We start from the raw sequence: 20,516 nt of genomic DNA on the forward strand, positions 1-20,516 counted from the left end.
TCATGCATGCTCTCCGAGTCCATTGGCATCGCCTCGCCGTGGCGCTTTTCGTGGTCGGCGTCTGCCTGCTGCCTTTATCCTCGCGTGCGACCGAGGGCGCGTTGGGGCGGCCCGTTGCGGGCATGAGCGTGCTGTCCGGAATCGGCATTGTTCCGCCAGAGCCGCTGACGCTGGTGAGTCTGCAGCAAATTTATATCGATGGTTCCATCAGCGGCAACCGTCAGGTCCCGATTGCCGGCAAGACCTCGCTCGGGATCGACGGGCAAGTCGCCTTCACGCTCGCGACGGTGCTCAAGGTATGGGGCGGCTTTGCGGGATGGGACTTCGCATCGGGAATCACGGTTCCGTACGTATGGACCGAAGTGACGGCATCGTTTTCGGCGGGGCGTTTCGGAACGACGAGCAGCGACCGCGCGTCGAATCTGTTCGACCTTTACTTCACGCCTATCGTGGCCGGGTATCACTTTTCCCAGACGGCGCATATCGCGCTCAGCTTCAATTTCTGGGCGCCCACCGGTCACTACGATGCGAACGCGCTCGCCAATCCCAGCCTGAATAACTGGACCTTCGTCCCGCAGGTCGCGTTCACCCAGTTGATGCCGAAATACGGACTCGAATTCGACGTCGTGGCCGGTCTCCAGTTCTATACGCGAAACACCGCAACCGATTATCAGAACGCGCCATTGTTCACGCTGGATGCAATGGGACTGAAGAAGTTCTCGAACGGCCTGGGGGTTGGCCTCGTGCTCGGAACGGTTCAGCAGTTGGGCAACGACTCGGGACCGCTCGCGGACAGGCTGAACGGCTTTCGGGGGCACGACTTTTCGATGGGTCCGATCCTCACCTACGACACCAAGATCGACGGCAAGCGCCCGTTGTCGGCGAGCTTGCGATGGGTGCCGTCGATTGCAAGCACGAACCGGTTGAAGAGCACGGCGAGCGTGATGGCGACCATGTCCGTCGCTTTCTAGGCCGCGGCCGCCCTTCGATCGACGAGTCGAAACGCTGCGTCCCCGGCGTTTTTTCAACTGCACCGCGCCTGCTTTCTGGTCGATAATGCGGCGAACCGTTGCGCCGCCGCGCCCACGACCCATGCGCTCATGACTGAAGTCGAATCCGCCGTCCTCGTTTTCGCGTTGCTGCTCGCAAGCACCGGCTTGGGCGCGATCGTCCGGCCGTTGCTGCCCGAGGAGCACAAGGCGCAGGAGACCGTGCAACTCGTGCAACTGCTGGTCGGCATGCTGGTGACCTTCGCGGCGCTCGTGCTCGGCTTGCTGACGGCATCCGCGAAAACGGTCTTCGATACCACCAACACCGACTTGCGCAGCTACGCGACATCGATCATCGAACTCGATCACACCATGCGCGATTACGGCGCCGACCTTGAGCGCGCACGTGCGCTCTTGCGCTCGTACACCGCTGCGGCGATCGCCAGCACCTGGCCCGACGAAGCGCCGCCCTTGGGCGATTATCCGGCGGTCGGCACATCGCTTGGCGGAGCCGACAATCTCGCGAGCCGCACACTCGGCGAATTGCTCAATCGTGGCCAGCATGAAGTGCGCATGCTCGCACCGGGCGATGCCTACCACCAGCGCCTCGCCGACGAATGCGCGACGCGCTTCGAAGACCTCATTGCGCTGCGCTGGAAGCTCGTCGAGGAAGCGCATGGGTCGATCTCCTATCCGTTCGACCGGATTCTCGTCGGCTGGCTGCTCATCATCTTTCTGTGCTTCGGGCTGATCGCGCCGCGCAACGCGCTGTCGCTCGTGACGATCACGCTGGGCGCGCTGTCGATCGCCTCGGCGGTGCTCGTGATCCTCGATCTCGACACGCCGTTCTCCGGTCCGATCATGGTGCACAGCCAACCGATGCGCGACGCGCTGGCTTATCAGAGCCGCTAATCTCCGGTTACGCTGACGCGTGCTTCGTCGCGCTCGCCGACGAGAAGCGCTAATCTCCTGTTACGCTGAGCGGCGCTTCGTCGCGCTCCATCACTCGTTCGCCTACAGAGCCGCTCATGTCCAGTTACGCTGATCCACGCATCGTCGCGCTCTACGACGCGCTCAATCCCGCCGCCGCCGATACCGCGTTTTATCTCGCGCTAGCCGAATCGGCGGGACATATCGTCGATCTGGGCTGCGGCACGGGCTTGCTCGCCTGCGAATTGGCGATGCGCGGCTACAAGGTCACGGGCATCGATCCTTCCGCGCCGATGTTGCGCGTTGCGCGCGCGCGTGCGCATGGCGAGCGCGTGACGTGGATCGAAGGCGACGCCTCCGCCTTGCCGTTCGTCGCCCCTGCCGATCTCTTGTTGATGACGGGTCACGTCGCGCAAGTCTTTCTCGACGACGCCACCTTTCTCGCCACGCTCGTGGCCGCGCGCCGGGCGGTGCGTCGTGGCGGACGCATCGCCTTCGAAAGCCGCAATCCCCATGCGCGCGCGTGGGAGCGATGGACGCCGGAGCATTCGCGACGTCGCGTGAGCGGGCCGGATGGCCGCGGCGTCGAAGTGTGGCAGGAACTCCACGCGACCCCCGATCCGCTAATCAGCGCACGCGCGGCCTTCACGACGCACTATCGTTTCGACGATGGCGAGACGCTATCCACAAAGAGCGAGTTGCGCTTTCGCTCGCGCGATGAGTTGGCGCGCCTGCTCGATGACGCGGGTTTTGCGCAGATCGATTGGTATGGAAACTGGGATCGTGCGCCGGTGACGGACGAGAGTCCCGAGTTGATCGCCGTGGCGTCGTGAACGCTCGGAAGCGAGCGCGCCACGTAGGCGTGGCGAGTAGCCACGACAACTTCACGACACGCGGTGTATCCTTGGTCGCGGCCTCGGCGCGAAGGCTCGCGCAATCGGCCGGTTTATCGACAAGGAGAACACGATGCTTAAGAAAACGCTCTCGAAAGCGCTATTGCCCGGCGCATTCGCGCTCTCGATGCTCGCTGGCGCGGCACATGCGCAATCGTCGCGCGTCTACTTCGTGGAGCCGAAGGACGGCGCCACCGTCACGAGCCCCGTGCATGTGAAGTTCGGCGTGGACGGCATGAAGATCGCGCCAGCCGGCACGATGACGGAAGGCACCGGACATCACCATCTGCTCATCGACAGCGGTCCTTTGCCCAAGGGCACCGTGATTCCCGCGAACGATACCTCGCTGCACTTCGGTAAAGGCCAGACGGAAGCCGATGTGAAGCTGCCGCCGGGCGATCACACGCTCACCATGCAGTTCGGCGACGGCCAGCACAAGTCGTATGGGCCGGAGATGAGTTCCACGATCAAGGTTCATGTGAAGTAACGTGATGGCGGCGGGGGCAGCGGCGATTCCTTGCGGAATGGCCGAGGCTGCCGCCGCGCTTCTTTCGTCCCTACACCGGCACGCCGCATCCGCATCCAGCCGACGATTGCATCGGCCGCATCGACGTCCCATGCGTTTCGGACCAGCCACGCCGCCGCCCTCATCCATACGGCCAGGGCCTTCGCCGACGACCGCGCGCGCACGCCGCGTTTCCGACTCGCCATCCTCGTCCATTCAGCCAGCGCCCCAACCCTCGGGCCTAACATCGGTACAATGGCCGCTTCCCCGGTATCGCACTGTTCGCATCCATCCCCATGTCGCTTTATTCCATTACGGACGCGCAGCTCGCGTTCGGTCACGTCGCATTGCTCGATCACGCGGATTTTTCGCTCGAAGCGGGTGAACGCGTCGGTCTGATCGGCCGCAACGGCGCGGGCAAGTCGTCGCTACTCAAGATCGTGGCGGGGCTCGCCGCGCCCGACGACGGTCTCGTCACGCGTCAGAACGAACTCTCCACGGTCTATGTGCCGCAGGAACCCGAATTCGATCTCGACGCCACCGTGTTCGATGTCGTCGCCTCCGGCCTGACCGAAGCACGCGCGCTCCTCGACGAATACGACGCCGTCGCCCACGAACTCGCGGATACCCCCGAAGGCGCGCAGCACGACGCCTTGCTCTCGCGCATGAACGCGCTGCAATCGGCGCTCGATTTGCGCGATGCCTGGAACTGGCGCAATCGCGTCGCGACCACGCTCGCGCAGATCGGTCTCAACGGCGACGCGCGTTCGGGCGCGCTGTCCGGCGGCATGAAAAAGCGTGTCGCCCTGGCCCGCGCGCTCGTCGTGCAGCCCGACGTGCTCTTGCTCGACGAACCGACCAACCATCTCGACTTCGACGGCATCCGCTGGCTGGAAGACCTGCTCGTGACACTGCGCACAGGGCTGCTGTTCATCACGCACGATCGCGCGTTTCTGGATCGCGTGGCTACACGCATCGTCGAACTGGATCGCGGGCGGCTCTTGTCGTATCCCGGCAACTTCAGCGCGTACCAGACGAGAAAGGCGCAGCAACTCGAAGTCGAACAGGTGGAAGCGGCGAAGTTCGACAAACTGCTCGCGCAGGAAGAAGTGTGGATTCGCAAGGGCGTGGAAGCACGCCGCACGCGCAGTGTCGGACGCATTGCGCGGCTCGTCGAGATGCGCAACGAACGCGCCGAACGCCGCAACGTGCAAGGCAACGTCAAGCTGGATGTCGGGCAGGGCGAGAAATCCGGCAAGATCGTCTCCGAACTGACCGATGTAACCAAACGCTTTGGCGGGCGCACCGTCGTCGATGCCTTCACGGCCACCGTCATGCGCGGCGACAAGATCGGGTTCGTCGGGCCGAACGGCGCGGGCAAGACGACGCTGCTCAAGCTGATTCTCGGCGAATTGCAGCCCGACGAAGGGCGCGTGCGTACCGGCACGAACATTCAGGCGGCGTATTTCGATCAGATGCGCGCACAGCTCGATCTCGACAAATCGCTCGCCGACACCATCAGCCCCGGCAGCGAATGGGTCGAAGTGAACGGCGTGAAGAAGCACGTGATGAGCTATCTCGGCGACTTCCTGTTCGCACCGGAACGCGCGCGCTCGCCGGTGCGCTCGCTGTCGGGCGGCGAGCGCAATCGGCTGCTGCTTGCGCGGCTCTTTGCGCGGCCCGCCAACGTGCTCGTGCTGGATGAGCCGACCAACGATCTCGACATTCCCACGCTCGAACTGCTCGAAGAACTGCTCGCGGAATACGACGGCACCGTGCTGCTCGTGAGTCACGACCGCGCTTTTCTCGACAACGTGGTGACGTCCGTGTTCGCCGCGGAAGGCGGCGGCAAGTGGCGCGAGTATGTCGGCGGCTTCTCGGACTGGCAGATTCAGCGCGAACGTTCGGAGCGTATCGCCGAGGAAGCCGCGCGTCAGAGCGCGAAGGAAGCGACGAAGGACGACGCGCCGAAGGAAAGCGCGGCCGGCCGCAACGCGCAACGCAGCGTCAAGATGTCGTTCAAGGAACAGCGCGAGCTGGAAGCGCTGCCGGTGCGCATCGCGGAACTGGAACAGGAGCAAAAGCGCATCGGCGCGCAGCTGGAAGACGGTTCGATCTTCGCGAAGGACGCCAAGGAAGGCGCGCGTCTTTCGGAGCGGCACGCAGCGATCGACGAGGAACTCATGGTTGCGCTCGAGCGCTGGGAAGAGCTCGAAGCCAAGCGCAAGTAACACACGCATTTCAGCATGCCTGGCCGCGACCGCGCGAAATCGGCGCGGTCAGGGCTGGCCTTTTATTCGTCCGATGTGGGCGGCGCGGACGAAAACCGCTATTCTCCTAGCGCGGCCAAGGATCGGCGGGCGGGGCGAGCGCTCCGCACGAGCACATCCGGCCAGGCAGATAACGTTTCGAGCAATCGATCAAGCATTCGCCGGCACTTCGGGCGCATGTCGTGGCATTCCCGCGAGCACGCACGATGCCGGGTCAACGTTCAACTATGACCACGAAAAAATCCAGCGCGGCCGAGGCAGGCACGCAACACCGCGCAGCGCAACGAGAGCGCGCGATGAGCGCGAAAGCGGCCGGCTACAGCGAAGCATCGATCAAGGTTCTCAAGGGGCTCGAGCCGGTCAAGCAGCGGCCCGGCATGTACACGCGCACCGAGAACCCGCTGCATATCATTCAGGAAGTCATCGACAACGCGTCCGACGAGGCGCTCGGCGGCTACGGCAAGCAGATCACCGTCACGCTTCATACGGACAACTCCGTGTCCGTCGAGGACGACGGCCGTGGCATTCCGTTCGGCCTGCATCCGGAAGAAGGCGTGCCGGTGGTCGAAATCGTGTTCACGCGCTTGCACGCGGGCGGCAAATTCGACAAGGCCGCGGGCGGCGCCTACACGTTTTCCGGCGGGCTGCACGGCGTGGGCGTTTCGGTCACGAACGCGCTTGCCACGCGCCTCGAAGTCACGGTCTGGCGCGACAACAAGATCGCGCAACTGGCGTTCGCCAATGGCGACGTCATCGAGCAACTCGTCACGCGCCCCGGCGACCGGGGCGCGAAAAAGACGGGCACGCGCGTGCGCGCATGGCCCAATCCCAAGTACTTCGACTCCCCGAATTTCCCGCTCGGCGAACTGCAGCGCCTGTTGCGTTCTAAAGCCGTCTTGCTGCCGGGCGTGGAAGTGGCGCTCGTCATCGAGAAAACGGGCGAACGGCAATCGTGGCGATACGAAGACGGTTTGCGCGGCTATCTGCTCGAAGGCATGGGCGGCAGCGACTTGCTGATCCCGCTTTTCGAAGGCGAACGTTTCGCGGAAAGCTCGCGTTCCAGCGAGGAAACCTTCGCCGAAGGCGAGGGCGCGTCGTGGGTCGTCGCGTGGAGCGAGGAAGGGCCGCTTCTGCGCGAGTCTTACGTCAATCTGATCCCGACGCCCGCGGGCGGCACGCACGAATCCGGCCTGCGCGACGGGCTCTTTCAGGCGGTTAAAAGTTTCGTCGAGCTTCATAACCTTCAGCCGAAGGGCGTGAAACTTCTCGCCGAGGACGTGTTCGCGCGCGTGTCGTTCGTGCTCTCCGCGAAAGTGCTCGATCCGCAGTTCCAAGGCCAGATCAAGGAACGCCTGAACAGTCGCGATGCCGTGAAACTCGTTTCGTCGTTCTCGCGTCCGGCGCTCGAATTGTGGCTCAACCAGCACGTGGAATACGGCAAGAAGCTCGCGGAACTGGTGATTCGCCAGGCGCAGGCGCGTACACGTGCCGGGCAGAAGGTCGAGAAGCGCAAGAGTTCGGGCGTCGCGGTGCTGCCGGGCAAGCTGACGGATTGCGAATCGACGGATATCGCGCGTAACGAACTCTTTCTTGTCGAGGGCGATTCGGCGGGCGGCTCCGCGAAAATGGGCCGCGACAAGGAGTTCCAGGCCATCCTGCCCTTGCGTGGCAAGGTGTTGAACACGTGGGAAACGGAACGCGACCGGCTTTTCGCGAACAACGAAGTGCATGACATCGCCGTGGCGATCGGCGTCGATCCGCATAGTCCGGACGACAAGATCGACCTGTCGAATCTGCGCTACGGCAAGATCTGCATTCTCTCGGACGCGGACGTCGACGGCTCGCACATTCAGGTGCTCTTGCTCACGCTTTTCTTCAAGCACTTCCCGCAACTGATCGAACGCGGTCACGTGCATGTGGCGCGTCCGCCGCTCTTTCGTGTCGATGCCCCCGCGCGCGGCAAGAAGCCCGCGCAGAAACTCTACGCGCTCGACGAAGGCGAACTCGAAGCCATTCTAGACAAGCTGCGCAAGGACGGCGTGCGCGAAACCGCATGGACCATCAGCCGCTTCAAGGGCCTCGGCGAAATGAGCGCGGAACAGCTCTGGGACACGACCATGAACCCCGACACGCGCCGTTTGCTGCCGGTCGGCCTGGGCGATCTCGGCTTCGATCTCACCGTCTCGCGCATGACCATGCTGATGGGCAAGGGCGAAGCCGCGTCGCGCAGAAGCTGGCTCGAAGAGAAGGGCAACGAAGTGGAAGCGGACATCTGAGGCTCGCAATCTGGCCCAAAGCGCCCGCATGCAACGCGCCCTGAACGCATAACAACGGATATTCGATGGGAATCACAGACGATCTCTTCGCCGATCAGCAAGCAGCACCGGAAGGCGAACAACTCACACTCGGCGATTACGCCGAACGCGCTTATCTCGACTACGCGGTGAGCGTGGTCAAGGGCCGCGCGCTGCCCGACGTGTGCGACGGGCAAAAGCCCGTGCAGCGCCGCATCCTCTACGCGATGAGCGAGATGGGGCTCGCCTCGGGCGCGAAGCCGGTGAAGTCGGCCCGCGTGGTCGGCGACGTGCTCGGCAAGTATCACCCGCACGGCGACCAGTCCGCCTACGACGCGCTCGTGCGTCTCGCGCAGGACTTTTCGATGCGCTATCCGCTCATCGACGGTCAGGGCAATTTCGGCTCGCGCGACGGCGATGGCGCGGCAGCCATGCGCTACACCGAAGCGCGTCTCACGCCCATTGCGCGCCTTTTGCTCGATGAAATCGATCAGGGCACCGTCGATTTCATGCCGAATTACGACGGTTCGTTTGAAGAGCCGAAGCTCTTGCCCGCGCGTCTGCCGTTCTTGTTGCTCAATGGCGCATCGGGCATTGCGGTGGGTCTCGCGACCGAGATTCCCTCGCACAATCTGCGCGAAGTGGCGCAGGCCGCCGTCGCGATGATCCGCGACCCGAAACTCGGCCATGCCGGCGTGATGGAAAAGCTGAACGGCCCCGACTTTCCGGGCGGCGGGCAGATCATCTCGAGTCACGCGGAAATCTCGACCGCCTACGAGACCGGACGCGGCAGCCTGAAAGTGCGCGCCCGCTGGAAGATCGAGGAACTTGCGCGCGGTCAGTGGCAACTCGTCATTACCGAATTGCCGCCGAGCACGTCCGGACAGAAGGTTCTCGAAGAAATCGAGGAACTCACCAACCCGAAGATCAAGCTCGGCAAGAAGACGCTCACGCCCGACCAGTTGCAGACCAAGCAGACACTGCTCGGCTTGCTCGACACCGTGCGCGACGAGTCCGGCAAGGACGCGCCCGTGCGGCTCGTGTTCGAGCCGAAGTCGAGCCGTATCGACCAGACCGAATTCGTGCATTCGCTGCTCGCGCATACGAGCCTCGAATCGAACGCGGCGATCAACCTGGTGATGGTCGGCGCGGATGGTCGGCCGCGGCAAAAGGGCATCGTCGAAATCTTGCACGAGTGGGTCGGCTTCCGCTTCGTGACGGTGACGCGCCGCACGCAGCATCGGCTGAACAAGGTGAACGACCGCATCCATATTCTCGAAGGGCGGATGATCGTCTTCCTGAATATCGACGAGGTCATTCGCATCATCCGCGAGGCGGACGAGCCGAAGCAGGCGCTGATCCAGCGCTTTAACCTGTCGGACCGGCAGGCGGAAGACATCCTCGAAATCCGCTTGCGTCAGTTGGCGCGGCTCGAAGCGATCAAGATCGAGCAGGAGCTGGCCGACCTCGGCACCGAGAAGACGAAGCTCGAAGAGTTGCTCAATAGCGATGCCGCGATGAAGCGTCTGCTCATCAAGGAAATCGAGTCGGACGCGAAGCAATATGGCGACGATCGCCGCACGCTGATTCAGCAGGAAAAGCGCGCGACCTTCGAAGTGCGCGTGGTCGACGAACCGGTGACGGTAGTCGTCTCGCAGCGTGGCTGGGTGCGCGCGCTGAAAGGCCACGGACTCGATCCGGCGGGCTTCACCTTTAAGGCGGGCGACAGTCTTTACGCGGTGTTCCAGGCGCGCACGCCGGACACGCTCATCGCATGGGGCAGCAACGGGCGCGTGTATTCCGTGGCGGTCGCCTTGCTGCCGGGCGGCCGTGGCGACGGCGTGCCGGTCACGTCGCTGATCGAACTGGAGTCGGGCTCGCACTTGCTGCATTACTTCGCGGCGACGGCGGAGCAGCCGTTGCTGCTGGCATCGAGCAATGGCTTTGGCTTCATGGCGAAGCTCGGCGACATGGTGAGCCGCAACAAGGCGGGCAAGGCGTTCATGACGATCGACGAAGGCGCATTGCCGCTTGCGCCGATGCCGGTCGTGCCGGGCGCGAACTATGTCGCGTGTTTATCTAGCACGGGGCGACTGCTCGTGTTCGGCATGGACGAGATGAAGACGCTCTCGGGCGGCGGACGCGGCGTAATTCTGATGGCGCTCGATCCGAAGGAAACCTTGCGTCAGGCGCTTGCCATCGATGCACGCGGCGTGGTGATGATCGGCACCGGACGCGGCGGCAAGCCGAAGGACGAGAAGCTGTCGGGCTCGCAGTTGCAATTGCATCTGGGCAAGCGGGCGAGAAAGGGCAGGACGCCGGATGGGACGTTGAAGGTCGCGGAGTTGAGGCCGGTGTTTGAGTGAGGGCGATTGCGGGTCCGTCGCGATGCCGGTTTGCTTCCGGCATCGCGCTCTACAAGACCGACCGGAATCTCGCGAGAGATTTACAAGTAGTGACGAGCCCCTGCTTCGACAGGATGTCGAGATAACGGTCCACGTCGAGCAAAGGGTTCCTTAGCTGTCTGCGTTGACGTTGGGCCGCGAGCACCACGGCGGCTTCGTCGAGATCGAAAAGATTGTCGACGAACACATCGGGGTGCTGCGCCTCGACGTCGTAGGTCGACAAGACTTCGTTTGGAAAATCGCGCTCGTTGAACGTAACGATAACGCTCGCGCCGCAGCGAATCGCCGCCGCTAGCACATGGCGGTCGTTGGGATCGGGAAGGTCGAGCGCGTCGATGAGTTCGTCGTAGTGGGTGACGAGTGCGTCTGGAATGGCGGCATCCATCAGGGCGGCCGTGCGGTCCACTTGTCGTGCCGACAAGTCGGGACGGTTACGCAAGAGATTGCGCTTCCATTCGTCGTGTATTCGCGCGCTCCATCGCGCTCTGAAAAGCCCGGACAAACCCAGCCACATCAGAAAGTCTTGCAACGGCGCCGGGTACAACACGCACGCATCATAAATAACCGTAAAGCGGGAACTCCTCATTCGTAACCCATTCCTAGTTCTTGTGCCTGTCGGGCTAATGCTTCCATGGCCTGCTCGCTTTCTTGATCGCGCTCGGCTTTGTAGCGCATGAGGTCCGTAAAGCGCACGCGGCGATGCTTCCCGGTCTTGCGAAACGGCAACGCATTGGATTCAAGCAATTTGACGAGATGCGGTCTGGAAACATTGAGCAGATCGGCGGCCTCTTGCGTGGTCAGTTCGGCGTGAACCGGGACCACTCTTACAGCGTTGCCGTCCGCGAGTTCGGCGAGGATATCGACGAGCAGTCGAAGCGCCGAAGTTGGCAATTCAACTTGATGCGCCTTTTCATGGTCATCGTAAATTTGAATGCGTTGAGTCTGAAATCCGGTCGAGAGATAGGCGGCAAGTGTGCGCTGTCCTTCGCCTGCCACCTGTACTTCGCGTTCGACCGGCAGCGTCGTCTCGGATATGGCTGGATGGGTCATGGCTGTTCTCATGCACGTTCGGAAGGCTTTCCATTTTATTCGAAATAAACGAAAATCGCAGCCAACAAAACGGTTACACATCGCGTCACTCTCGGCACCTTCCTCCCGAACCTAATCACCCGATAATCAAAAGACCCATGACCCACGCCATCGAAGCCGCCCTTTTCCTGCACCTGCTCGGTGTCGCCATATGGATAGGCGGGATGGTCTTCGCGCATTTCTGCCTGCGCCCGGCGCTCGGCGATCTCACGCCGCAATTGCGCCTGCCGCTCTGGGAAGCCGTGTTCGCACGCTTCTTCAACTGGGTCGCGGGGTCGGTGCTCGTGATTCTGCTCACGGGCGGCTTCCTGCTGTGGCAGTTCGGCGGTGGTCACGCGGCGTGGCCGCTGCACGCCATGGCAGGGCTCGGCATCGTGATGATGCTGATCTTCGGGCACATCCGCTTCGGCGTGTTTCCGCGCATCCGTCGCGCGGTGCAGGCGCAGAACTGGCCCGATGGCGCGCGCGCCGTGGGCACGGTGCGGCGCCTCGTCGTGATCAACCTGGTATTGGGCGTGGTGACGATCGGTACTGCCGTCTTGTCGCGCGGCTTTTAAGTCTCAAACGCCGCGTTCGTCGCTCAGCGCGGGACTCGGCGGCTCTTGACCCGCATGGCCCGCATCTTTCTCCGAGCGTGGCATGACCCCTCGTGTCAAGCCGCATACGCCAAAGCGGTCGAGCAAGGCCTGCACGCCATCCGCGGGTACGGGCCGCGAAAACAGGAAGCCTTGCGCTTCCACCGGACCGAGCGCCGCGAGCCACACGATCTGCTCTTCGCGTTCCGTGCCTTCCACGACCACCGTCAGGCCGAGTGAACGCGCGAGATTCACGATGGCCGACACCATCACGCACACGCTGCGGTCTTCGGGAATCGCCTGGATGAAGGAGCGATCGACCTTCAAGGTATCCACCGAAAAACGGTTCAGATACGACAGCGACGAATAGCCCGTGCCGAAGTCGTCCAGCGCGATACGCACGCCAAGACGCTTCAACGCCATGATCTTTTCCTGCACGAGCTCGGGATATTCAACCATCACGGTTTCGGTGATCTCGAGTTCGAGCTTGTCCGACGGAATGCCGCTCGCCTCGATGGATCGCGCCACCGTCTCAAGCAAGTCTCCCCGCCAGAATTGCACGGCCGATATGTTCACCGCGAGCGACAAGCCGGTGTAGCCCTCGCGCTGCCATTGCGCGAGCTGCATGCAGGCCGTGTGAACCACGAAGTCACCCACCGCGACGATCAAGCCGGTCGACTCCGCAACCGGAATGAATTCGTTGGCGGGAATCAGCCCATGCTGCGGATGATTCCAGCGCACGAGCGCCTCGAAACCCGTAATGCAGCGCCGCGCCAGATCGATCTTCGGCTGATATACGAGAAAGAGCTGCTGCTCCGTCAACGCGACGCGCAACTGCTGCTCCCACTTCATCAGATGATCCGCGCGATGCGACAACTGCGGCGAATAGAACTGATAGCAGTTCTTGCCCGCGTCCTTCGCGCTGTACATCGCGAGATCGGCCTTCTTCAGCAGATCGATCTCGCTTTCGTTCGATACCGAAAAGAGCGCAATGCCGATGCTCGCGTGCAGCACGAACGCACTGCCGCGCACATCGAACGGCGTGGCGAACATGGTCGAGATGTCGTCGGCGAGCGTGATCGCGCGCTGCTCCACTTCCTCGCCCTTGACGACCACCACGAACTCGTCGCCGCCGATACGCGACAGTGTGCCGCTTTGTCCGACGGTTTCGGCGAGACGCGACGCCGTCATCTGCAGGACGATATCGCCCGCGTTGTGGCCGAGCGTGTCGTTGACGGTCTTGAAGTTGTCGAGGTCGATGAAGAGCAGCGCAAGCCGCCCGATGTTCTCGGTGTGCGCCACGTCCTGCCGCAGCCCGCGCAGAGTCGAATAGCGATTACGCAAGCCTGTCAGCAAATCGTATTCGACGAGATGCGTCATCTCGCGCTCGCGCCCGAGCAGCTTGCCGATGAGACCCGTGGCGACCGCGAAGAAGCCCAGCATCGCGAGCGAGATGAAGCCCGCCATCAGCAGATACACGTTGCGCGTGTGATTGAAGTCGACGAGTTCCTCGCGCTCCGAAAGGCCGACGAGCACGCCGAGCGGATAGCCGTCGATATGCCGGTAAGACACGATGCGCTTCACGCCGTCGATTGGATCGACATAGATGCCCGACGCGTGCTCCGAGGTCGGATACACGCCGCTCGCACTGAACTCGCCGTGGACGGGGCCGCTCGCGTTGCGCGCGCCACTGCCCTTGGCCACGGCGTTCGGCGCGCGTGCATCGGAGGCCGCAGACGAAGCGCCAGAGGCGCCGGATACGCCAGCTACGCCAGAAGTGCCCGCGCCGCCGCCCGTACTGCGCGCGAGCACCGAGCCGTTGTCTGACACGACCGCAATCACGCCTTCATGCCCGATGGACGCGACGTTATAGAAATCGCTCGTGAAGTACGCCGGGTCTTCCGATACGACGACCACGCCCGCGAAGGAGCCATCGGAGTGATTCAACCGCCGCGTGATCTGCAGCGTCCAGATGCCGGAGACGCGTCCGCGCACAGGCCGGCTGATATAGAGCAGGTCGTCGTTGGAGTGGACGTGAACCTTGAAGTGCTCGCGATCCGACAAGTCGATGGGCTTCGGATGCGGATCGGCCGTCGTGGCGATGAGCGCGCCGTGTTCGTCGATGAGCGAGACTTGCACGAGCGTGTCGCTCTGCACGACGCCTTTGTCCACGGTCGCGATGAGATCGAACTCGCTGGGCGACTTCTCGTATTCGTACTTGACGAAGCGCGTGATCTGATCGACCTGATGGATCGCCTTGATCGTGTGCTGTTCGAGCGCGGAGGAGAGGATGGCGGCGGACGCCATGGATTCGTGCGTGGTGGATTCACGTTCCACCGAGAGCCGCGTGAAGATCACGGCCCACAACGACACCAGCACCAGTGTGCCGAGCACGGGAATGAGCAGCAGTGCGCGCCGCCGCCGCGCGCCCGGTGTCACGGAGCGGGCGTCGCTGGCCTTGATGCGCGAGCGCTTCATGGAAGGCGTGGGCCCGCGAGGGCATGCAACGCTTCGGCTGACGAAGAGCACGAGAGGTTGCAAGCTGCCGAGTGCGCGATGTGTATGAAGCGGACCATGTCTTCTTGCGTTGAGGCGAAACGAGCCACTATACCGCGCGAGTTGGGCGACCACGCTTCGAACGACGATGCATGGCGAATTTGGCGCCATGCGCTTCGCGTGAGAAGCGTTCGGCGCCCGGCGGTTACTTGAAGCCGTGCGGCAACTGAAGCAACTACAACACGGATTTGACGATGAGGGTGCGACTTATCTGACAGCATACGTTTGCGCCGAAGCGCAAGCGGCTGAATACGACACGAATCGCGCTCGAGCTTTTGTGGTCCCCGATTGTTCAGATATTAGCGAACAGACCGGAGTTCGGAAAGGGGCGTGGCCAAGGGGTATACGCGTGGCACGACTTGCCGATGAACCGACGTCCCGCAAGCAAAATGTGCCATCGAATATCGTAACGAAGTGGCTGCCGATGCCTGCCGACGAATCGTTTCGGCAGGCGCGAATGCATCGGCGAGGCGCTTTCACCGCGCACGCGTCTTCACCTGTTCTTGGCAAGCATGCAGACAAAAAACCCGGCGCCTGATGACGCCGGGTTCTTGCAACGGTACGGTGCGAAGGCGAAGGCGTCAGGCCACTTCGGCGATCAGTTCGATTTCCACACATGCGCCAAGCGGAATCTGCGCCACGCCGAAGGCCGAACGCGCGTGCTTGCCGGCATCGCCGAAAATATCCGCGATGAGTTCAGACGCGCCGTTGGTGACGAGATGCTGCTCGGTGAAGTCTGGCGTCGAATTGACGAGGCTCATCACCTTGACGATACGGCGCACGCGGTTCAGGTCGCCCACATGCGCGTGCAGCGTCGCGATCAGGTCGATGGCCACGTTGCGCGCGGCGGCCTTGCCTTCTTCGGTGGAAAGCGTGTCGCCGAGCTTGCCCGTATAAACCTTGCCGTCTTTCTTGGCGATGTGCCCCGACAGATAAACCGTGTTGCCGCTCTGCGCGCTCATCACGTAGGCGGCGGCGGGCGCGCCCGCGGTGGGCAGGTCGATACCGAGTTCCTTCAGCTTGTCGTAAACGTTGGATGCCATCGATGACTCCTGGAGTGAGTTGAAGCGCGACGCCAATGAAGCGCCGCGCGTGGATCAGACGCTCGCGCGCAGCAGTGCGCCGAGCCTGGCGACGCCTTCGTCGATCTTCGCGGGCGGCACCGTCACGAACGAAAGACGCAGCGTGTTGTACTCGGCGTCGTTGGCGAAGAACGGACCGCCCGGCACGAACGCCACGTTCTCCGCGATGGACTGTTCGAGCAGCTTCATCGAATCGATGTGCTTCGGCAGTTTCACCCACACGAACATGCCGCCTTCGGGCCGGTTCCATTCGACACCGGCGGGCATGTGACGTTCGAGCGCGTCGAGCATGGCCTGACACTGGTCGCGATACAGCGCGCGGATGGTCGGCACATGTCGATCGAGAAAGCCGTCCTTGATGACTTCATGAACGATACGTTGCGTGAGACTCGGCGTATGCAGATCGGTTGCCTGCTTGGCCTGCACGAGTTTGAAGTGCAGTTCCTCGGGCGCGATGATGTAGCCCACACGCAGACCCGGCGCCAGCACTTTCGAGAACGAGCCCAGATGGACGATGTGATCGGGCGCCATCGAGAGCAGCGTGGGCAGCGGAGCGCCGGCGTAATCGAGCGCGCCGTAGGGGTCGTCCTCGATGATCGGAAACCCGGCGCTTTGCGCGAACGCGGCGAGCGCGCGGCGGCGTTCCAGCGGCAGACGGCGACCCGTCGGATTCTGGAAATTCGGCTGTGCGTAGAGCAGGCGTGCATCGGCGGTGAGCGCGGCGCTCAGTCCTTCGGGGATGAGGCCGGCTTCGTCCGTCGGCATCTGCACGTAATGCGGCTCGAACATCGAAAAGGACTGCAGCGCGCCGAGGTAAGTCGGCGTTTCGACGAGCACGCGGCTGCCGGGATCGACGAGCGTCTTGCCAAGCAGATCGAGCGCTTGCTGCGAGCCCGTCGTGACGAGCACCTGCGTCGGACGAATGGTCACGCCGTCTTTCGAATAACGCGCCGCGATCCATTCGCGCAGCGGCATGTAGCCTTCGGTCGCGCTGTACTGAAGCGCGGCGGCGGGCTGATCGCGCAAGATGCGTTCGGACGCGACGCGCATTTCCTCGACGGGAAACGTCTGCGGCGAGGGCAGGCCGCCCGCGAAGGAAATGACTTCGGGCCGCTCCGTGACTTTGAGGATTTCACGAATCGCCGAGCTGGTGAGCTTGCGGGCGCGTTCGGAAAGTTGCCACGGCGTGGCGCGCAGATCGGCTTGATTCATGGAATGTCTCGCTTGGGGTTTCCGGGGTTGACTACAACTGGCTGAAGCTGATCCTGAATCCGGCGGCAAAGTGCACGGCCGCCTGAAATGTCGATTATCGCCCAAGCGAACTTGCGTGCACGGTCTCGGGCTTTCGGCCTGGGTGCTTATCTTGCGCTGTTCGGGCTTGCCGCCGCAACGGGCAGCGGCGCCGCGCGCACCGCCGTCTTGCGCCCGAGCACGACTGTCACGATGACGGCGGTCGCGTAGAGCCACGTCGTCGCGCTTACCTGTTCACCGAAGAAGAGCGCGGAGAATGCCATCGTGAAGAAAATCTGCAGTAATTGCACTTGTCCGACGCGCGCGATGCCGCCCATCGCGAGACCCGCGTACCACGCGAAGAAGCCGATGAACTGCGAGAAGAGCGTCACGTAACCGAACGCGAGCCACGTGCGTAAAGCGAGCGGCTCGGGATGAGCCGCGTGATGCGCCCACGCGAGCCAGCCGACCGGCAGCACGAGGAAGGGCGCCGATAGCACGAGCGCCCAGCAGATCACCTGCCATCCGCCCATCTGTCTGGCGAGCCGCGCGCCTTCCGCATAGCCGAGCGCGCCGATGCCGACCGCGACGAGCATCAGAAGATCGCCTGCCTGCAAGCCGCCGCCGCCCGTCTGCAAGGCGAACGCGATGACGATCGCGCTGCCCGCGATAGCGCTCACCCAGAAGAGTTTCGATGGCCGCTCGTGCGAGAGCCACGCGGCGTAGATCGCGACGCACAGCGGCTGCAAGCCATTGACCACGGCGCCGTGCGACGCAGGGACGGTTTTCATCGCCCAGGCGGAAAACACCGGAAACGCGACAATCACGCCAAGAGACACGACCGCGAGGCTCTTGATCTGCGGCCAGGACGGCCGCTTTTCGCGGCGCCATGCAAGCAGCAAGGCGGCGGGCAGCGCGGCGACGAGCGCGCGCCCGAGCCCGTTCAGAAGCGGATGCACTTCCTGCACGACGATGCGCGTCATCGGCAGCGTGAGGCTGAAGATGACGACGCCGATCAGGCCGAGCAACATGCCTTCGGTTTCGCGGGTTCTCATCGTTCCATGTCTCCTTTGGGGCGGGCTCTTGGGCTCGCTGGTTAGTCGTCGTTGTCTTTGTCGTCGTCGTTGTCGTCGGTCGGTGCGGCGTCGGCATCGACCGTGGCTTGCTCATTCGTCTCGGCTTGCAGTTCGCGCGGATCGCTTTGCATGCTGGATGCACCGCCTTCTTCGGCAGACGAATCGCCATCCAGCGCAACCGCCGCAGCCTTGTCTCGCACACGCCTTCGCTTGCCTGCCGCCTGCCGCGCCTGCTCGTTCGCAAGGCGCGCCGCCTCCACCGATTCCGCCGATTCGCCGAGCGTCACCATCGAGCCATCTGGCAGCTCGAAACGCGCGACGAGAGCGGGCGCGCCACGCGTTGGCTCGACTTGCATCAGATGCGCCGCGCCGAGCCATTCGAGCTGTTGCGCCACCGCATCCGCGTTCGGATGAAACCCCGTGAGCGATGCCAGCGCAATGCCCGTTTGCGGCAACGTATCGCTCGGATGACGCGGCGTATCCCATTGGATCAGCGCGGGCAACACGCCATCGCCCGCGCCTTGCCACGCGGGGAACGCGCCGTCGTCCGGCACCGTCAGCCCCCACGTATTGCCGGAGCGCGACATTGCCACCACGGGCGCGATGCGCTCCGGATACTGCTCCTGCCAGCGCACGAGCGACTTCGGCCGATCCACACGAAGCACCCAGTGCACGAGCTGCGGACCGTCTTCGAGGCGACGCTGCAATGCCGGGTCGTCGAGCGCGAAGAGGCGCGGGCGCGATGTGGCGGGCGAAGGCGCGTCCGGATCGATTGCGATCACTTCGATATAAGCGCCGCCCCACAGGCTCAAGAGCCGGTTGTGCGTGCGCATGAGCGGATGCGCGCCACCGGGCGCGGTCTCCACGCCGAACTTCGCGGCGATAAATTGCGCGCCCTCGGCAAGCGTGCGCGCGGCGATCACGAGATGGTCGAGTTTCAGCGGATGAGCGGTCATGGCACAAGCCCGAAGCGTCAATACAGGGGCCGATAGCATAACCGCTCGCCCGCGCCGCCCGAAGCGCACGGTCACGGAAAGGATGCGCCATCCAGTGCAGCCCGAATGCAGAATGTAGCTGCTGCCACCAGAACAGTAACGGTACAATCGGCGGAATACTGTTCTGTACAGTTTTGAGCATATCGAACGCTTCGCCTGAACCGCACATCCGCCACGGAGGCCCGCATGTCCGTCCCGCTCGATCAGATTCCCGCTCCACACGACGCCGCGCAGCTAACGCTCGTCGATCAGCTCGTGCAGTGGGGACGCCGCCGTATCGACGAACGGGTGTTCCGGCCGGGCATGCGCATGCCGTCCATCCGCAAGTTGGCAGTCGATAAAGGCGTGTCGCGCTTCACCGTGGTCGAGGCTTATGAGCGGCTTGTCGCGCACGGCTATCTCGATTCGCGGCGCGGGTCGGGCTTCTACGTGCGCGACCGTATCGTGGCCGCCGCGAGCCCGGCGCCGGAGCAGGCGCCCGTGCAGAACGCAATCGACGTGGTCTGGCTTCTGCGCAACATGCTGCACAGTTCGAGCCCCGAGAAGGGGCCGGGGCTCGGCTATCTGCCGAACCGGTGGCTCGACGGCGAGCTCATCACCAACGCGCTGCGCTCGATGAGCCGCATGTCCGGCGCGCAGATGCTCGGCATGGGCACGCCGCATGGTTTTCTGCCGCTGCGGCTGCAGTTGCAGACGCGTCTCGCGGAACTGGAGATCGGCGCGACCGAGCAGCAGATCGTAATGGTGTCGGGCATCACGCAGGCCATCGACCTGATTTCGCGCCTTTACGTCAAGCCAGGCGATGCGGTGATCGTCGGCGATCCCGCGTGGTTCCAGATGTTCGGCCGCTTCGCATCGCAGGGCGCGCGGCTCGTCGGCATGCCGTACACGCCGGATGGGCCCGATCTCGACGCGCTCGAATCGCTCGTCGCGACCTGGCGGCCGAAGATGCTGATCATCAACTCGGTGCTGCAGAACCCGACCGGCACGTCGCTCACGGCGGCGCAGGCGTTCCGCATCCTGCAACTCGCGCAGCAGTACGACTTCATGGTCATCGAGGACGATATCTACGGCGATCTGTGTGCGCCTTCGTATCCGGCAACGCGCCTTGCATCGCTCGATCAACTCAAGCGCGTGATCTTTCTCGGCAGCTTTTCGAAAACGCTCGCCGCGAATCTGCGCGTGGGTTATGTCGCGGCATCGGCGGAAGTGGCGAAGGCGCTCGCCGATCAGAAGATGCTCGTCGGCATGACGACGCCCGAACTCAACGAACGCGTGCTTTACAAGGTGTTGACCGAAGGGCATTACCGGCGGCACGTCGAACGGCTGCGCGGGCGGCTCGACGCCGTGCGTGACAAGACCGCCCGCATGCTGGACAAGACCGGTCTGAAGCTGTTCACGACGCCATCGGCCGGCATGTTTCTTTGGGCCGACACGGGTGTCGATTCGGAAAGTCTCGCGGCGGCGGGGCACGAAGCCGGCTTTTTATTGACGCCGGGCAGCCTGTTTTCGCCGAATCAGTCGCCCACTACGTGGATGCGCTTCAACATCGCCAACTGCGGCGATCCGGCGTTGCCGGAGTTGCTGGCGAGTCATCGCGAAAAGGCGGCGCGGCGGGGTTCCTAGG

The 20,516-nt window shown here is 63.3% G+C and carries 15 protein-coding genes and 1 pseudogene; 9 read left to right on the top strand and 7 right to left on the bottom strand.

Features of this window, described 5'->3' with window-relative positions; genetic code table 11:
- The first annotated feature begins 2 nt into the window (after positions 1-2).
- The 7 genes from NCR98_RS04425 (at position 3) to parC (ending at position 10,247) form a co-directional block, all read left to right on the top strand.
- Positions 3-971, top strand: a complete 969-nt coding sequence (locus NCR98_RS04425) for a SphA family protein (protein WP_250525592.1) — start codon at positions 3-5, stop codon at positions 969-971.
- A 129-nt stretch (positions 972-1,100) separates the two neighbouring features.
- A complete protein-coding gene (locus NCR98_RS04430) occupies positions 1,101-1,901 on the top strand; it encodes a bestrophin-like domain (RefSeq protein ID WP_250464137.1) in 801 nt (266 codons plus the stop codon).
- Between the two features lie 116 nt (positions 1,902-2,017).
- Positions 2,018-2,752: a class I SAM-dependent methyltransferase gene (locus NCR98_RS04435; protein WP_250508790.1), complete on the top strand. Its 735-nt coding sequence runs from the start codon at positions 2,018-2,020 to the stop codon at positions 2,750-2,752.
- 187 nt (positions 2,753-2,939) lie between these two features.
- Positions 2,940-3,299, top strand: coding sequence for a DUF4399 domain-containing protein (locus NCR98_RS04440; protein ID WP_244827998.1), 360 nt, complete (start codon positions 2,940-2,942; stop codon positions 3,297-3,299).
- A 314-nt stretch (positions 3,300-3,613) separates the two neighbouring features.
- On the top strand, positions 3,614-5,548 hold the full coding sequence (locus NCR98_RS04445) for an ATP-binding cassette domain-containing protein (protein ID WP_250525593.1): 1,935 nt from the start codon (positions 3,614-3,616) through the stop codon (positions 5,546-5,548).
- A gap of 335 nt (positions 5,549-5,883) precedes the next feature.
- Positions 5,884-7,863 carry a DNA topoisomerase IV subunit B gene (locus NCR98_RS04450; RefSeq protein ID WP_244827487.1) on the top strand — a complete coding sequence of 660 codons (1,980 nt, stop codon included), beginning with the start codon at positions 5,884-5,886 and terminating at the stop codon, positions 7,861-7,863.
- Positions 7,864-7,928: 65 nt separating this feature from the next.
- Positions 7,929-10,247, top strand: coding sequence for a DNA topoisomerase IV subunit A (parC, locus tag NCR98_RS04455; RefSeq protein WP_244827488.1), 2,319 nt, complete (start codon positions 7,929-7,931; stop codon positions 10,245-10,247).
- A gap of 49 nt (positions 10,248-10,296) precedes the next feature.
- On the opposite strand, the gene NCR98_RS04460 is transcribed toward parC, so the two are convergent.
- Both NCR98_RS04460 and NCR98_RS04465 read right to left on the bottom strand, forming a co-directional pair.
- The gene (locus tag NCR98_RS04460) at positions 10,297-10,872 is read right to left on the bottom strand and encodes a PIN domain-containing protein (protein ID WP_250525594.1); all 576 of its coding nucleotides are present in this window, start codon (positions 10,870-10,872) and stop codon (positions 10,297-10,299) included.
- Positions 10,869-11,336 carry a helix-turn-helix domain-containing protein gene (locus NCR98_RS04465; protein WP_250525647.1) on the bottom strand — a complete coding sequence of 156 codons (468 nt, stop codon included), beginning with the start codon at positions 11,334-11,336 and terminating at the stop codon, positions 10,869-10,871. The genes NCR98_RS04460 and NCR98_RS04465 overlap by 4 nt, the downstream gene beginning before the upstream one ends.
- 137 nt (positions 11,337-11,473) lie before the next feature.
- Here NCR98_RS04465 and NCR98_RS04470 point away from each other — a divergent pair, with 137 nt between their 5' ends.
- Complete coding sequence (locus tag NCR98_RS04470) at positions 11,474-11,932, top strand: CopD family protein (protein WP_244827489.1); 459 nt, start codon at positions 11,474-11,476, stop codon at positions 11,930-11,932.
- Positions 11,933-11,935: 3 nt separating this feature from the next.
- Here the strand turns inward: NCR98_RS04470 and NCR98_RS04475 are convergent, their stop codons facing one another.
- The 5 genes and pseudogenes from NCR98_RS04475 to NCR98_RS04495 all read right to left on the bottom strand — a co-directional run.
- On the bottom strand, positions 11,936-14,428 hold the full coding sequence (locus NCR98_RS04475; RefSeq protein ID WP_250525595.1) for a bifunctional diguanylate cyclase/phosphodiesterase: 2,493 nt from the start codon (positions 14,426-14,428) through the stop codon (positions 11,936-11,938).
- 659 nt (positions 14,429-15,087) lie between these two features.
- On the bottom strand, positions 15,088-15,549 hold the full coding sequence (locus tag NCR98_RS04480; protein WP_244827491.1) for a RidA family protein: 462 nt from the start codon (positions 15,547-15,549) through the stop codon (positions 15,088-15,090).
- 54 nt (positions 15,550-15,603) lie between these two features.
- Positions 15,604-16,800 (bottom strand): aminotransferase-like domain-containing protein, encoded by a 1,197-nt coding sequence (locus NCR98_RS04485; protein WP_250525596.1) that lies wholly within the window; start codon positions 16,798-16,800, stop codon positions 15,604-15,606.
- A gap of 146 nt (positions 16,801-16,946) precedes the next feature.
- Positions 16,947-17,873: a DMT family transporter gene (locus NCR98_RS04490; protein WP_250508795.1), complete on the bottom strand. Its 927-nt coding sequence runs from the start codon at positions 17,871-17,873 to the stop codon at positions 16,947-16,949.
- A gap of 314 nt (positions 17,874-18,187) precedes the next feature.
- Positions 18,188-18,850, bottom strand: a pseudogene (locus tag NCR98_RS04495) (VOC family protein); the annotation flags it as partial.
- Between the two features lie 225 nt (positions 18,851-19,075).
- Here NCR98_RS04495 and NCR98_RS04500 point away from each other — a divergent pair.
- Positions 19,076-20,515 (top strand): aminotransferase-like domain-containing protein, encoded by a 1,440-nt coding sequence (locus tag NCR98_RS04500; RefSeq protein WP_250525597.1) that lies wholly within the window; start codon positions 19,076-19,078, stop codon positions 20,513-20,515.
- Position 20,516: the final 1 nt, after the last annotated feature.

The sequence above is a fragment of the Caballeronia sp. GAWG2-1 genome, assembly GCF_023631405.1.
Lineage (GTDB): Bacteria > Pseudomonadota > Gammaproteobacteria > Burkholderiales > Burkholderiaceae > Caballeronia.